Origin of the sequence: Asaia sp. VD9 (assembly GCF_037150015.1) — a bacterium.
Taxonomy (GTDB): Bacteria; Pseudomonadota; Alphaproteobacteria; order Acetobacterales; family Acetobacteraceae; genus Asaia.
In genome coordinates this window covers 125577-139037 of record NZ_JBBCQM010000007.1, presented here as the reverse complement: position 1 = coordinate 139037, position 13461 = coordinate 125577, and the positions used below count along the sequence as shown (strand labels likewise).

Annotated in this window: 14 protein-coding genes and 1 tRNA gene; 10 read left to right on the top strand and 5 right to left on the bottom strand. The window is 61.1% G+C overall.

Annotation, left to right across the window (positions count from 1 at the left end):
• Positions 1-11: 11 nt before the first annotated feature.
• Positions 12-1157, bottom strand: coding sequence for an efflux RND transporter periplasmic adaptor subunit (locus tag WFJ47_RS10530; protein WP_336762866.1), 1146 nt, complete (start codon positions 1155-1157; stop codon positions 12-14).
• A gap of 232 nt (positions 1158-1389) precedes the next feature.
• Complete coding sequence (locus WFJ47_RS10525; RefSeq protein ID WP_370264776.1) at positions 1390-2535, bottom strand: AI-2E family transporter; 1146 nt, start codon at positions 2533-2535, stop codon at positions 1390-1392.
• Positions 2536-2895: 360 nt separating this feature from the next.
• Between WFJ47_RS10525 and pqqA the strand changes: the two genes are divergently transcribed.
• The 5 genes from pqqA (at position 2896) to pqqE (ending at position 6132) form a co-directional block, all read left to right on the top strand.
• Positions 2896-2976, top strand: coding sequence for a pyrroloquinoline quinone precursor peptide PqqA (gene pqqA / locus WFJ47_RS10520; RefSeq protein WP_023978294.1), 81 nt, complete (start codon positions 2896-2898; stop codon positions 2974-2976).
• A 150-nt stretch (positions 2977-3126) separates the two neighbouring features.
• Positions 3127-4038 carry a pyrroloquinoline quinone biosynthesis protein PqqB gene (pqqB, locus tag WFJ47_RS10515; RefSeq protein WP_336762865.1) on the top strand — a complete coding sequence of 304 codons (912 nt, stop codon included), beginning with the start codon at positions 3127-3129 and terminating at the stop codon, positions 4036-4038.
• Positions 4035-4781 (top strand): pyrroloquinoline-quinone synthase PqqC, encoded by a 747-nt coding sequence (gene pqqC / locus WFJ47_RS10510; RefSeq protein WP_336762863.1) that lies wholly within the window; start codon positions 4035-4037, stop codon positions 4779-4781. The genes pqqB and pqqC overlap by 4 nt, the downstream gene beginning before the upstream one ends.
• Entirely contained in the window at positions 4778-5053 is a 276-nt protein-coding gene (gene pqqD, locus WFJ47_RS10505) for a pyrroloquinoline quinone biosynthesis peptide chaperone PqqD (protein WP_336762861.1), read from the top strand. Before pqqC ends, pqqD begins: the two co-directional genes overlap by 4 nt.
• Positions 5050-6132 (top strand): pyrroloquinoline quinone biosynthesis protein PqqE, encoded by a 1083-nt coding sequence (gene pqqE, locus WFJ47_RS10500; RefSeq protein WP_336762859.1) that lies wholly within the window; start codon positions 5050-5052, stop codon positions 6130-6132. Before pqqD ends, pqqE begins: the two co-directional genes overlap by 4 nt.
• A gap of 247 nt (positions 6133-6379) precedes the next feature.
• Here the strand turns inward: pqqE and hemJ are convergent, their stop codons facing one another.
• From hemJ to hemE, 3 genes are read right to left on the bottom strand one after another with little or no spacing between them, the layout of a single operon-like run.
• A complete protein-coding gene (gene hemJ / locus WFJ47_RS10495; protein ID WP_336762857.1) occupies positions 6380-6832 on the bottom strand; it encodes a protoporphyrinogen oxidase HemJ in 453 nt (150 codons plus the stop codon).
• Complete coding sequence (locus WFJ47_RS10490) at positions 6829-7536, bottom strand: HAD family phosphatase (RefSeq protein ID WP_336762855.1); 708 nt, start codon at positions 7534-7536, stop codon at positions 6829-6831. The genes hemJ and WFJ47_RS10490 overlap by 4 nt, the downstream gene beginning before the upstream one ends.
• Before the next feature lie 6 nt (positions 7537-7542).
• Positions 7543-8598 (bottom strand): uroporphyrinogen decarboxylase, encoded by a 1056-nt coding sequence (gene hemE, locus WFJ47_RS10485; protein WP_336762853.1) that lies wholly within the window; start codon positions 8596-8598, stop codon positions 7543-7545.
• A gap of 317 nt (positions 8599-8915) precedes the next feature.
• On the opposite strand from hemE, the gene WFJ47_RS10480 reads away from it, so the two are divergent.
• The 5 genes from WFJ47_RS10480 to WFJ47_RS10460 all read left to right on the top strand — a co-directional run bounded on the left by WFJ47_RS10480 (position 8916) and on the right by WFJ47_RS10460 (position 13460).
• Positions 8916-9548: a Maf family protein gene (locus WFJ47_RS10480; RefSeq protein ID WP_336762851.1), complete on the top strand. Its 633-nt coding sequence runs from the start codon at positions 8916-8918 to the stop codon at positions 9546-9548.
• Positions 9549-9641: 93 nt separating this feature from the next.
• Positions 9642-9717 (top strand) — tRNA-Ala (locus tag WFJ47_RS10475).
• A 304-nt stretch (positions 9718-10021) separates the two neighbouring features.
• On the top strand, positions 10022-10309 hold the full coding sequence (locus tag WFJ47_RS10470) for a YtcA family lipoprotein (protein WP_336762849.1): 288 nt from the start codon (positions 10022-10024) through the stop codon (positions 10307-10309).
• Between the two features lie 11 nt (positions 10310-10320).
• Positions 10321-11280 (top strand): efflux RND transporter periplasmic adaptor subunit, encoded by a 960-nt coding sequence (locus WFJ47_RS10465; protein WP_336762847.1) that lies wholly within the window; start codon positions 10321-10323, stop codon positions 11278-11280.
• Positions 11277-13460: an FUSC family protein gene (locus tag WFJ47_RS10460; protein ID WP_336762845.1), complete on the top strand. Its 2184-nt coding sequence runs from the start codon at positions 11277-11279 to the stop codon at positions 13458-13460. The genes WFJ47_RS10465 and WFJ47_RS10460 overlap by 4 nt, the downstream gene beginning before the upstream one ends.
• The last annotated feature ends 1 nt before the right edge of the window (position 13461 follow it).

Below are 13461 nucleotides of genomic sequence, written 5' to 3'. Positions count from 1 at the left end.
GCGCTGACGGCTCAGTCATTATCATTGAGAAGGATGGCGCCACGGGTGACGATGGTATCGCCCCCCTGCAGACCGGTCAGAACGCGCACATTCTCGCCCTCGTCATAGCTCACCGTCACGGCTCGGCGACGGAAATGCATTCTGCCGCCGTCCTGCACAAAAACGGTCAGACGATCATTATTCATCAGCAGGGCCGTTTTTGGCACGATGATCATCTCGGGCTGCTTCACTGCAATCTCGACATCGGCAAACATGTTGGGACGCAGCATCCCGTCGGGATTATTGCACAGGAAATGCGCGATCATGCGACGCGTGTCGCTATGCAGGGCCGGGTCAATCGACATGATGGGCGCATCGCAATGCCGTCCCGGCAGGGCCGCAATATGCGCGACAGCCTGCTGTCCCAGAGAAACGATCCCGGCAGACTCCTCAGGGATCTCGGCGTCGATCTGGAGCTGCGAGATATCGAGCAATACGGCCTGCACAGCTGTGGCATCGGTGATATTCGCCCCTGGTGCAAGGCTCGTACTGGCAATCAGCCCATCGACGGGCGCGACAAGCCTTACCAGCCCCTCACCATCCTGATCGGTGCGGCTGTTCAGGGATTCGAGACGACGCTCCGCACGCTGACGTTCGGCACGGGCCTGGGAAAGGTCATTGCTGGCAGAGTCCAGATCCTTGCGGGCATTGCCCCCGATAGCCAGCACGTCCTGCGCGCGTTTGACCACGCGCTCCTGATAGGTCTCCTGAGCACGCGCCTTGAGCAAATCGGCATAGGCCTGATCCAGATCCCCAGAAGCCAGCACGGCCAGGACATCGCCCTTGTGCACCATCTGCCCAGGCTGGAGATCGGTTCTGATCACGTGACCGGTCACAGGGGTCAGGATGTTGATGCTGCGCCGGGGCTCGGCCTGCACCATGCCCGGAACGCGCAGCCCGTGATCGAGCACGCTCGTTTTCACGGGGGCGACATGGAGCCGCTTCATGAGCGGTGAGTCATCGGCGACGATGACCAGACCGTTTTCACGCGTCAGTTGCGGATGGGGGCCGTCCGAGCGGGGACCTCCATGCTCATGAATGATCGTGATGACGATCCCGAGAAGGATGATGGCGATAAGCGCTGCCAGACCGAGGCGGCGAAGGAGAGGTGCCTGCATTGTCAGGCAAGGCCGTCTAGGGAGCGCATTAAAACCTCGGCTCAGGATCTTTGAAATGATTTGTTGCAGTTGATAGCCGGTTCGACCTATCGCGCCAAGCGACCTTCAGCCCCGAACCCGCCTTCTAATAGAATATGGCTGCGGATTACGCATGATAATTTCATGTCACAAGCCCGTTGCCAGATCAGAATGGGTTGATCTGGACAAACGCGGCGGTGGCGTTAGCCGACCTTCAGGGGGTAGGGCCGGGAGTGACCTCGGGGCCAAGGGTGCGCAGGGAGCGTGGGCGTACCGGACCGCCCAGCACATGGCCGATCGGAGAGAGGCCTTCGATATGGTCGCAAAAGATCTTGAATACGGCGAGCATGGGCACGGATAGAAAAGCCCCGCCAATCCCCCACATCCAGTCCCAGAACAGCAGCGAGGCCATGACCAGCACCGGATTGAGCGTGAAGCGCTTGGCCAGCAGCATGGGGGTAATCGTTTCCCCCTCCAGTATATGAATGCACAGATAGATCGAAGGGGGCAGCAACGCCATCAGGAAGGATGGGAAGCTGATGAGTGCCACACAGAAATAGACGACGACACCGGTCAGAGGACCGATGATCGGCACGTAATTGAGCAGAAAGGCCAGAACCCCCCATAGCAGGGGGTTGGGCATGCCCGTCAGCCAGCATTGCAACAGATTGAGCAGCCCCACCAGGATATTCATGATGGTGATGGTCGCCAGATAAAGCGACACGTTGCGCTCGATCTGTGTGGTGATCTGCACAAGACGACGCTTGTCCGAATAGGTCGGCATGATCTCCACGATACGGCGCAGAAGGCTGTCTCCCTCTGTCATCAGGAAGAACAGCATCAGCAGCATGGTGAAAAACTCACCCATGAAGGCGCGAGTCCCGATCAGGAAGGATGACCCCCAGACCCGCAACGTCTCAGCACCATTCGAGGCTGACTGGGCAGCAGCCGTCGCCGCGCTCACATGGTGATGACCCCCATTCGACATTAGCGCGACCACGCGCATATAGCCGCGCTGCAATGAGTCGATCGGCCCCTGCAGGAAGGCAAGCTTCTGCTGGAGCGCGGGGAGACTTTGCGGAACCTTGGTCAGCCACGCCGCCGCAGGGACCGAAATGGCCGTGCCTATGCAGACAACCAAAAGGAACATCGCGATGATCAGCAGCAGCGCCGAGATGGGCTTGGGGATATGCAGCCGACCATGCAGAAAGCGCATCGGCCCGATCATCAGCAGATTGACCACCATCGCAAACACGAAGGGCAGCACGATGTCGGCGGCAAAATACAGGGTGTAGAACACTGCCAGCAATGACAGGATGAGAACCCCGACATCACGTAGCCCGAGACTATGGCGCAGCATCGCCTTACGGATCACTCCGGCCTGATAGGCGTCGCTTTCCGCGGTTTCCTCCTGGGAGGGCATTGCGGGGAGGATGGTCGGTGCGATCGTCTTTTCGTGCGTCTGCCTGTCTTCAGGCGTGGGCGTATCCGAAGCCAGAGACGGGCCTGACATGGCGGGCGTTTCTTTCCTGAAAGGCGGGTTGCAGCACGAGAAGGGCGCCGTGATGAACGACGCACAACCGCCCGGGATCGCAAACGTTGCCGTCAACGTGAAGCATGTTACATTTTATTGGGTTGAATCAATTTGGCTTGCAACCCATTTTCGGGTTCTATCGTATAGCTGATCAAGCACTTTCAAGATTGTCACAAGGATCTCGTCATGGCCTGGAACACCCCGAAGGTTACCGAAATTCCGCTCGGCGCCGAAATCAACTCCTATGTCTGCGGCCAGAAGAAGTAAGCTCTTCTCACCGCTATGCATATCAGCAACAGCCGCACCTCTCGTGCGGCTGTTGTCGTTTCTGGCCTGCCCCATCGGGGCCTCTGTTTTCAGGCTGACCCGTCCCGAACCGGTGCGCTTGCGCCTGTTCTGATCTGACCGAGTCCGACCATGCTTCACATCATCGTTCTGGGGAGCGGCGCAGGCGGCGGCTTTCCGCAATGGAACTCCAATGCACCCGCCTGCCGCGCTGCCCGCGCGGGCAAGATCCCGTCGCGCAGCCAGGCCTCTCTTGCGGTAAGCGCCGATGGCCGACACTGGTTCGTGCTCAATGCCTCACCCGATCTGCGGGCGCAGATCCTCGCGACACCCGAGTTGCAGGCGCAGGAGGGCGTACGCTCCACCCCCATACAGGGCGTGGTCCTGACCAATGGTGAAATCGACTCCATCACCGGCCTGCTCACCTTGCGCGAGCGCGAACCGTTCCGGCTTTATGCCACTTCCGCAACGCTCTCCCAACTTGACGCCAACCCGATTTTCGAGGCTGTGAACCGGGAAATCGTGCCGCGTCTGCCGCTCGACGGCGACGTCCCCATCGCGCTCCCCAACAAGGACGGAACCCCATCGGGCCTCACGCTCACGGCGTTCGACGTGCCCGGCAAGGCGCCGCTCTATGCCGAACACTTGCCAAGCCAGAAAGGCGAGACGATTGGCCTCACGCTCAGCGACGGGCGGCATAGCATGGTCTTTCTGCCTGCCTGCGCCGATCTTACCCCTGATATCCGTGCGCGCATCCGTCATGCCGACGCGCTGTTCATGGAAGGAACGCTCTGGCGCGATGACGAGATGATCCGTGCCGGGCTAAGCCCCAAGACCGGGCTACGCATGGGACATATCTCGATGTCCGGCCCTGATGGCATCATTGCGCAGCTTCATGACGCGCCATCTCATCGCATCTTCATTCATATCAACAACTCGAACCCCGTTCTCCTTCCGGACTCACCGGAAAGGCGCATGGCGGAAGAAGCAGGCTGGACCATCGGTGAAGATGGCCTTCACCTGACATTGGGAGAAAATTCATGACGGTTCTGACCCCCGACGCCCTCGAAGCCCGACTGCGTGAGATTGGCGCCGCGCGCTATCATAACCGTCACGCATTCCATCGCGCCCTGCATGATGGCAAGCTGAACCGCACCCAGGTCCAGGCCTGGGCACTCAATCGCTACTATTATCAGGCCTCGATCCCGGTAAAGGATGCGACTCTGCTCGCCCGCCTGCCCACGGCCGAACTGCGCCGCGAATGGCGCCGCCGTCTGGAAGACCATGATGGCAATGAGCCCGGCACGGGCGGCATCGCCCGCTGGCTGAAGCTGACCGACGGTCTGGGTCTGTCACGCGAGTACGTCGAGAGTCTGCAGGGCATGTTGCCCGCAACAGGGTTTGCCGTGGAGGCCTATGTGCATTACGTGCGCGACCGCTCGGTTCTGGCCGCCATTGCCTCATCGCTGACCGAGCTTTTCTCGCCGACGATCATCAGCGAGCGCGTCTCTGGCATGCTGCGTCACTACGATTTCATTTCCGAAGAGACCCTGGCCTATTTCGCCCCGCGCCTGACCCAGGCCCCGCGCGATTCCGATTTTGCTCTGGCCTATGTGAAGGAACACGCCCGCACCGTTGAGCAGCAAAAGGAAGTCATCGATGCGCTGATTTTCAAATGTAACGTGCTCTGGACCATGCTCGATGCCCTTCAGCATGTGTATATGGAAGGCCACCCTGCCCCCGGCGCCTTCACCGGAGCCCATACACCAGAGGCCTTCACCGCGTGAGCGTTTCCGAAACCAGCGTTCTGAAATTTACCCGCGGTCATCGCCTCCAGCATGACCGCGTTCGCGATGTCTGGCTGATCCAGGCGCCGGAAAAAGCCTTCATTGCCGACCCTGTCGCGGCCGCCATTCTGCGGCTCGTCGATGGCGCGCGCCCCCTGAGCGCAATCATCGACGATCTTGCTGCCAGTTATCAGGCCCCGCGTGACCGCATCGCCACCGATGTGCAGGCCCTTCTCGCTTCTCTGCTCGACCAGAAAGTGCTGGGCGCATGAGTTTTGCGCCGCCGCCCATGAGCCTGCTGGCCGAACTGACCCATCGCTGCCCGCTCGCCTGCCCCTATTGTTCCAACCCCGTCGATCTCGAAAGACGGGCCGTCGAGCTCGAAACCGGGGACTGGCTGCGTGTTCTGGACGAGGCCGCGGCCCTGGGCGTTCTGCAGGTGCATTTTTCCGGCGGCGAGCCCATGGCGCGCCACGATCTGCCAGAGCTGGTGCGCCACGCCAGCTCGCTCAATCTCTATACCAATCTCATCACCTCTGGCGTCCTCATCACCGAGGCCACGCTTACCGCCCTCGATGAGGCCGGACTCGATCATGTCCAGCTTTCCTTCCAGGATGTCGACGAGGCAGGCGCGGAACGTATCGGCGGTCTGCGCGGTGCTCAGCAAAAGAAACTTGCCGCCGCCCGCCTCATCAAGGCGTGCGGCATCCCGCTCACGCTGAATTTCGTCGTTCATCGTGAGAACGTAGCGCGCGTGCCTGCCATGCTCGACCTCGCACATGACCTCGGCGCCGGTCGCGTGGAAATTGCTCATACCCAGTATTATGGCTGGGGCCTGAAAAACCGCGATCTGCTCATGCCGTCGGCCGCCCAGCTCGAAGCCTCGACCGAGGCCGTCGTCAGGGCGCGCGCCCGTTTCGGTAACAGCCTCGCCATCGATTACGTCACACCCGATTATCACGCCGATCAGCCCAAGCCCTGTATGGGCGGCTGGGGCCAGCGCTTCGTGAACATCACCCCCTCTGGCAAGGTGTTGCCTTGCCACGCCGCAGAGACCATCCCGAACATCACCTTCCCAAGCGTCGCGACAGAAGCCCTGGGCACGATCTGGCAGGATTCCCCCCTCTTCAACCTGTTTCGCGGCACGGACTGGATGCCCGAACCCTGCCGCAATTGCAGTCTCAAGGAAGTGGATTGGGGCGGCTGCCGCTGTCAGGCTCTTGCTCTGACGGGCGACGCCGCTGCTACAGATCCTGTCTGCGCCCGCTCAGACCGGCACGTTCTGGTGCAGGAGGCCTCTCAAGCGGGGCATGATGGGGATTTCACCTACCGGCGGTTCGCCAAGGCATAATAAGAGATGTGGGGCTCTGCCCCATACCCCGCCAGAGGACAGTCGTCCTCTGGACACCTGTTTGATCAAGCGGGGATCGAAGGGACTTGTCCCTTCGCGGGTGCAGGGCAGCGCCCTGCGGGAACGGATCGAAGTGGGGCTCTGCCCCCCACCCCGCCAGAGGATAGTCATCCTCTGGACACCTCTTTGATCAAGCGGGGATCGAAGGGGCCTGTCCCTTCGCGGGTGCAGGGCAGAGCCCTGCGCATCACCCCGAAAAAGGCCGAGCCACGATCATGATGACGATCACGATCATCAGGAGGGTAGGGACTTCATTGGCGATACGATAGAACCGTTCCGGATGCGGGCGGCGATCCTCAGCGAAGTCACGGCGCCAACGGGCGCAGAAGCCGTGAAAACCGCACAGGAGCAGCACGGTGAAGAGCTTGACCCACCACCAGGGCGCGGACCAGTCGATCACGCCGGGTAAAGAGGCCAGTGCCGCGCCCGAAAGCAGGGTGACGATCATGGCGGGCGTCATGATGGCACGGAGCAGGCGGCGCTCCATAATCTGGAAACGCACGCTCTCGGGCGAGCCGGGCGCTACCTGGGTATGATAGACGAACAATCGGGGCAGGTAGAAATTCCCGGCCATCCAGGAGGTGAACGCCAGGATATGCACAACTTTCAGCCACGGAAACCAGGGCAGGAAGACGTTCATCGTGCCTGCTCCTGCAAGGCACGGAAGAGACGAGGCACCAGCGCGTCGAGATGCATGATGCGCTCGAGTCCCGGCCAATTGAGACCCGGGGCAGGGCCTTCGGGGCGGAACAGGATACAAGCCATCCCCGCATCATGCGCGGCCTGAACGCCCGTGTCCGAATCCTCGATCACGACGCATTGGCTCGGTTCGACGCCTTCCTGTTCGGCAGCGTGAAGAAAGACGTAAGGATCGGGTTTGGGCCGCATCATGTCACGCGCCGAATGGATCCGGTCACGCGGGAAGAAGCGGGTGAAGCCGACTCGGGCGAACTTGACCTCCATTTCGGGCCAGGAGGAATTCGATCCCACCCGGAACGGCACGCCCAAGGCCTGCATACCGGCGAGCATGGTTTCCGCACCGTCGATCGTCGCGGCCTCCTCACGCATCAGATCGACCAGCTTGTCCTGCATGATCTGAACGTAATCGGCGCCCAGATCGCGCCCGGTCTCTGCCTCGAGCTCGCGCTTCACCTGTCCGAGCGCCTTGCCCGCGAAACGCTCAAGCGCCGCCTCATCGCTCAGTTCGATGCCGCGTGCGCGTGCCTCTCGGGCCACGAGGCGGCATGAAGGCAGCTCGCTGTCGATCAGCACGCCATCGCAATCGAAGATCACGAGACGTAGCTGGCCCGAGGCGGAGAGGGCATGGGGGGACAAAGCGCTCATGGCCGATCAGCCAATATCGCGCACGGCGTCGACCAACGCCCCGACATGATCGGGTGGGGTGTCTGGCATGACGCCATGACCGAGATTAAACACATGAGGCCGTCCCTTCAGCGCATCGCGGACAGCATGGGCTTCGTCGATCAGGCTCTGTCCACCATTGCGCAGGATGATGGGATCGAGATTGCCCTGAAGGGCCAGTGTGTCGGGGCAGAGAGCTGCCATCCGGGTCATATCGACCGAAGTGTCGCAGGCCAGGGCATCCACGCCGGTTTCGCGGGCGTATTCCAGCGCCATCAGCCCGGCGAGACGGGGAAAGCCGATGATCTTCACACCCGGGCGAGCTGCACGAATGCCCTGCACGATGGCACGGGTCGGGGCAATGACGTGCTTGCGGAACTGAGAGGGGGGCAACAGGCCGGCCCAGCTGTCGAACAGCATGACGGCTTCGGCGCCGGCGTCGATCTGACCGATCAGCATGGTGGTGGTGGCCTCGGTCAGCAGGGCGATCAGATCGCCGTAGAGATCCGGGTCCTGAAGCGCCATGGCGCGGGTGACGCCGAATTCCCGCGAGGAACCTCCATCGACCATGTAGCAGGAAACGGTGAACGGGCTGCCGGCAAAGCCCAGAAGCGTGGTGGGCTGAGGCAGTTCACGAGCCAGAATCCGCAATGTCTCCTGGATCGGCGCGACGGTTTCGGCTACGCGTGCAGGAGACAGGGCCTTAAGCGCCTCCCGGTTACGGATCGGCTCCATCACGGGGCCACGCCCCTCGATGAATTTCAGATCCTGTCCCATGGCCCATGGCAGGACGAGGATATCGGAGAACAGGATGGCGCCATCCATCGCATAGCGACGGATCGGCTGAAGGGTCAGCTCGGCCGCGATGTCTGGCGTGGTACACCGGGTAAGAAAATCGGCCTTGGCACGTTCGGCGCGGAACTCGGGCAGATAACGCCCTGCCTGGCGCATGAGCCAGACCGGAGGGGGCCAGACAGCCTCTCCCTGGAGGACACGCAGGAGCGGTTTTGCAGGCTTGGGCTGAGGGGTGATTTCGCGATCCATACCGACCAATAACCATAAAAGAAAAAAGATAGATATCCTGTCGGATAGGTTGATCCCTGTGGATGACGGGGTACCCATCTTTCCGAAAACGTACCCCGAGTTACCAACACTGTGTACAAACGATAAAGCCTTTGGTTTGAGGCGGTTGCGAAGCTTATCCCGAAATACCCACAGAAGGGCTGTGTACAACCCACTGGTTCTGCGAAAGAAAGTACAATCCACGGTACTCGGTACGCCTCTCCGACGAACCCCGTACAATCCCCATGTACCCCAGTACTGACGGTACTCATTCAACGACCTGAAAGAAGGAGCCCCTTATGGAGTCGCAACGCACGAATCCCGGTCAATCGCGGCTTGTACTGGCTAGCGGATCAACGGCCCGGCTTGATTTGCTGCGTGGAGCAGGGCTCGATGTCCTGTCCTGTCCGGTGGGATTTGATGAGGCCGTACTGCGTGACGCGATGAGGGCGAGAAACGAGGGTCACGGCGCCATCGCTCTGGCGCTCGCAAATGCCAAGTCTCTAGAGTTTTCAACGAATCCGCAATTTATGAGCGCCGATTTCGTGATTGCGGCAGATCAGATTCTGGAGTGCGATGGCGTCGGTTTCGACAAGCCGGAAAACCTTGGAGAGGCGCGGCATCAGCTCCAGTATCTCAGGGGGCGTACGCATCATCTGCAGACGGCGACCGTGCTGTACCATGATGGCAAAAAGCTCTGGCAGCATCTTGTGACGCCACGTCTGACCATGCGCGACTTCAGCGACGCATTCCTGGAGCGGTATCTGGCGGAAGAAGGCGAGGCACTCTTATCCTGTGTCGGCGCATACCGTCTGGAGGGGCGGGGTGTACAGCTCTTCGAAAAGATAGAGGGTGATCATGACGCCATTCTGGGTCTGCCACGGCTTCCTCTTCTGGCAGTACTGCGCGATCTGGGCGTGATTGAGGGATAGCAAGAAAATCTTGTTTTAGGGGGTTGTCAGCCATCAAGCCCCCCGCTATACCCGCGCCACTGGCCTGACCCAAGAGGCTGGTCTTGATACGGCGGGGCCATAGCTCAGTTGGGAGAGCGCCTGAATGGCATTCAGGAGGTCGTCGGTTCGATTCCGATTGGCTCCACCATCATCCTCGAAAATTCCGGTTCGTATATTCTCTCTGACACCTGCTTGTCAGAGCGTTCAAGGCCGAAAGCGCATCGGGTTCCGTCCGTGACGCTTCTCGGGTGACTGGACGCAGTGCTCTCAGGCAGCAACTATTCCTGGATCCTCATCCACCGCACGATCAATCGGTCCCTCAGCGTTGTGAAGAGCCGTGTTTTCTCATCACAAGCGAGAGACACCAGGATTTCGGCCCATTATATGGTTGATATGTAAACCATATCCGTGCTTCGGTTGGGCTCCGTTTTTCGAAGCCCGATAGAAGCATCATGACCGACCCTGTCGCCCCCCGATCCTCGCCCCTTTCGCGCGGGGTATTGCTGCTCCCGGCCATCGGGCTGAGCGGTTGTACAAGAGCACCCCTGCAGGATGTGCTGGGCTCCTTCTTTCCATCCTGGATGCTTTGCGTCGCACTTGGCGCGGTGGCTGCGGCGCTGCTGCGCGCAGTGGTGGGAGCTCTGGGTTGGCAGCAGGCCATTCCAGCGCCGATGCTGACCTATCTTGCCTTCATGGTCGCCATCACCTTCGTGGTCTGGCTCCTGTTTTTCGGTCATTAGGCGGCGCTGACATGAACTCTCTCTCCTCCCGTATCGGCGGGATCGCGCTGCTGATCCTGTCGCTTGCAGCCTGTGTGATCACGGGTTTCCTCGTGCTGGATCGTTTACATAGTCGCCCGCGAACGGAAGATGCCTATGTTGCGGCCAATATTGTGCATCTGGCGCCTGAGGTCAGTGGGCGTATCGTTTCTCTCCCGGTCCATGACAATGAAAAGGTGAAGCGCGGACAGATCTTGTATGTGATTGATCCCGAGCCCTACACCTACCGCGTTCAGGCCGCCCGGGCGCAGGTTGAGGGCCTCCAGGCCCAGATCGATGTACAAACCAGCCAGGTCAGTTCGCAGGTCTCCCATGCAGGGGCCGAGGCGAGCGCTGTCACGAGCGCGCGCGCGCGCCTGACCCTCGCTCAGGCCACTGAAGGACGGCTCACCCCTCTGGCGCGACAGGGCTTCGTGACCCGTGAAGCCCTCGACCAGGCGCGTACCGAGACACGCAGCGCCGCGCCTTTGCGCGCCGATCTGGCGGCAGCCCAGGCGCAGCTGCGCGAAGCCGAACGTGATTTGCGTCTGACCACGGTGCGGGCCCCCTGCGACGGGATCGTGACCGATCTCAACATCGCAGCGGGCGAATATGCCACGACGGGCAAGCCGGTCTTTACCCTTGTCGATACCGAGATCTGGTGGGCGATCGCGAATTTTCGCGAGACACAGCTGGCGGGTCTGGCCGTGGGGCAGAAGGTCAGGGTCTATGCCATGAGCCAGCCTGGCACACCGATCACGGGCACGCTCGAGAGCCTGAATGCCGGGGTAGTGCCTGATGAGGGCACAAGCGCGAATGGCCTGCCCAAAGTGCCGAGAACGCTGAACTGGGTGCGGATTGCGCAGCGTTTTCCGGTGCGTATCCGTCTGGACAACCCGCCAACCGATCTGATGCGTATCGGAGCGACCGTCGTTGTGGTCGTGATGCGATGACCCCCTCCGGACAGGGGGGCGTTGTCGCGCTGCGGCGCTCATGGCACACCCAGCCGCCCTCGACTTACGCATTTCTGAAAAAGGAAATGGCCCCTGTCCCCGGGCGTGCCCGTAATACGGTGCTTCTGGTGGCACAGGTGATCGTGACCATTCTGATCGGTGAGACGTTTCGCGTGCCCGATCTGCCGGTGCTCGTCTTCATCTGCTTTTTTCTGTCGGGCAATGACGCGGCCTCCAATACCAGCACGGCATTGATGGGTGGCGCGATGATTGTGGCGGGTACCGCGCTCACGATCATCCTGATGATGCTGAGCCTCTCGGAGCCGGGGCTGCGCCTGCCGCTCATGCTGCTCATGACACTGGCCGCCGGGTTTCTGTCCCAGGCCATGACCATGGGGCAGCTCGCCAATATCCTGCTTTTCTGGATCGTCTATATGGGCATGAGTGCCGATATGTTGCAGACGATCGGCGGCCAGCTCGACGGCTTCATCGGCAATACGACTGATAGCGCCGTGCCGGATTCCGCCTTCATGCCACCTGAAGAGGCGATGCTTCATACGCTGCTCTGGGTAGGATCGGTCTTTGTCATCGCACTGGGAATCATTGTGGTGGCCAATCGTCTGGCTGGCCATGATCCGCTCACCATGCTGCGTGAGGGGCTGGCCAGACGGTTCGATGCGGTCTCCGAAGCCTGCGAGGCTGGGGCGCTGCCTGGCAGCGCCACGATGCAGACCATTCTGGCGCTGGCAGCTCAGGGCGTGGCGCTTTTGCGCCAGTATCATGATCTGGGCGTGAAGCTGCATCCCGAGATCACCAGCCGCCATGTGGGTCTCGCGATGATCCGCAATACGGCGCGTCTGGTCATGATCGTCGTGGCCTGGAGCGGACTGGGCGAAGCCGCCGGGGCGCGTTTCCTGCATCGTATGGGGCAGATCGTGGCGCAGTGCGGGCTGGTCTATCGCCATGGGCGCGAGCGCGCTCCCGCCATCGATTTCGACCCGGATGAACTTGAAGCCCTGGCCATGGAGTTTGGCGATAATCCGCGCCTCTACCCACTGGCCCAGGAGTTCATACGAAGCGTCACCATCATTCATGGCCTGCTGATCCGTCCCGAAACCACAGCGGCAAGCTTTGCCCCTGAAATGAAGGCGGCGGCGCGCAGCTTCTTCAAACCTGATGCCTTTACCAACCCGGCCTATCCTCAGGCCGCCATTCGCATCGCCTTGTCGGTGGTGCTTTGCTACGCCATTACCCGCTTCACGTCCTGGCCGGGTATACAGACCTGCGTGGTCACGTGCTTTCTTGTTTCGCTCGGCACGGTTGGCGACTCCGTGCACAAGATGCTCCTGCGTGTTGTGGGGGCCATGATCGGTGCCGTGTTGGGCATCGGGACAATCCTGCTGCTCATGCCTGCCTTGACCGATTGTCTGGATCTGATCCTGGTCGTGATTCCGGTGGCGGCCTTTGCCGGCTGGATCAAGAGCGGCAGTGAGCGCATCTCCTATGCCGGGGTGCAGATTGCCATGGCCTATTTCATGACCATTCTGCAGGGCTATGGCCCGACGCTCGATATGGAGACGGCGCGCAACCGCGTGGTGGGCATCCTGATCGGTAATGTGGTGGTTTATCTGATGGCGGCCGCCCTGTGGCCCGTGAGCGCAACCCATGTGGCGCGCGCCCATCTTGTTGGGGCAGTGCGGCAACTGGGGCAATTGATCGTGCTGCGCCGCGCGCATCCCGACGGGGCGGTCGATATTGCTCAGGAGATGGAGCGCGAGAAGTTCGGACGCGCCATTGCCGCGACGCGTACCGCCCTGCGTAACGCACCCTTCGAGGAAGAGCGCCTGAAGGGCAATGCCTTCATTCCGGATATCACCCTGCCTCTGGTGGGCGATATCCAGCTCCTGTCGATCCCGGTTGCGGTGATCTCCGATGTGCGGCGTGAACCGGATGAGACAGCGCGCGCCCATATGGAAACCCTGAGGCTCTGGCTCGACGAACTGGCCCGATGGCTCGAAGACGGTCGTGACGGGCTCGATCTGCAACTACGCCTGCCTGCCCTGCCCCTGATGGCCCATGATCCGCAGCGCATGGTCTGGTTCGGTCTGCTCGATGAGCGGCTGAGGCAGATTGTCCGGAGCTACGACCCCGATTCCACCCTGTCCGTGAGGCAGGGCTGAT

Coding starts and splice junctions, on each gene's coding strand:
- WFJ47_RS10465 (WP_336762847.1), top strand. CDS start 10,321: ATGAACTCTCTCTCCTCCCGTATCGGCGGGATCGCGCTGCTGATCCTG.
- pqqC (WP_336762863.1), top strand. CDS start 4,035: ATGACGGTTCTGACCCCCGACGCCCTCGAAGCCCGACTGCGTGAGATT.
- WFJ47_RS10490 (WP_336762855.1), bottom strand. CDS start 7,536: ATGAGCGCTTTGTCCCCCCATGCCCTCTCCGCCTCGGGCCAGCTACGT.
- pqqB (WP_336762865.1), top strand. CDS start 3,127: ATGCTTCACATCATCGTTCTGGGGAGCGGCGCAGGCGGCGGCTTTCCG.
- WFJ47_RS10480 (WP_336762851.1), top strand. CDS start 8,916: ATGGAGTCGCAACGCACGAATCCCGGTCAATCGCGGCTTGTACTGGCT.
- WFJ47_RS10530 (WP_336762866.1), bottom strand. CDS start 1,157: ATGCAGGCACCTCTCCTTCGCCGCCTCGGTCTGGCAGCGCTTATCGCC.
- pqqA (WP_023978294.1), top strand. CDS start 2,896: ATGGCCTGGAACACCCCGAAGGTTACCGAAATTCCGCTCGGCGCCGAA.
- WFJ47_RS10525 (WP_370264776.1), bottom strand. CDS start 2,535: ATGCTGCGCCATAGTCTCGGGCTACGTGATGTCGGGGTTCTCATCCTG.
- WFJ47_RS10470 (WP_336762849.1), top strand. CDS start 10,022: ATGACCGACCCTGTCGCCCCCCGATCCTCGCCCCTTTCGCGCGGGGTA.
- hemJ (WP_336762857.1), bottom strand. CDS start 6,832: ATGAACGTCTTCCTGCCCTGGTTTCCGTGGCTGAAAGTTGTGCATATC.
- hemE (WP_336762853.1), bottom strand. CDS start 8,598: ATGGATCGCGAAATCACCCCTCAGCCCAAGCCTGCAAAACCGCTCCTG.
- WFJ47_RS10460 (WP_336762845.1), top strand. CDS start 11,277: ATGACCCCCTCCGGACAGGGGGGCGTTGTCGCGCTGCGGCGCTCATGG.
- pqqE (WP_336762859.1), top strand. CDS start 5,050: ATGAGTTTTGCGCCGCCGCCCATGAGCCTGCTGGCCGAACTGACCCAT.